The organism is Bradyrhizobium sp. Kon69, assembly GCF_055807515.1.
Genome location: NZ_JBVVOS010000428.1, coordinates 1 through 257, shown reverse-complemented (window position 1 = coordinate 257; position 257 = coordinate 1). Strand labels below are relative to the sequence as shown.

Below are 257 nucleotides of genomic sequence, written 5' to 3'. Positions count from 1 at the left end.
ATCCCCCTGATCATGTGCGGCGGTGCCGGAACGCGGCTGTGGCCGGCTTCGCGCGAGGTGCGCCCCAAGCAGTTCCTGCCGTTGTTCGGCACGCGCTCGACATTTCAGGACACGCTGTTGCGCGTCTCGGAGACCTCGCTGTTCGATCGCCCGATCGTCATCACCAATGCGTCCTACCGCTTCATGGTGCTGGAGCAGCTCGCCGAGATCGGCATCGAGGCCGACGTGATCCTCGAGCCGATGCGGCGCGATTCCGG

At 65.8% G+C, this 257-nt stretch carries 1 protein-coding gene; it reads left to right on the top strand.

The features are described 5' to 3' along the window. The coding region (locus AC0L3U_RS39675; RefSeq protein WP_473365162.1) for a sugar phosphate nucleotidyltransferase at window positions 1-257 on the top strand (257 nt) is incomplete at both ends.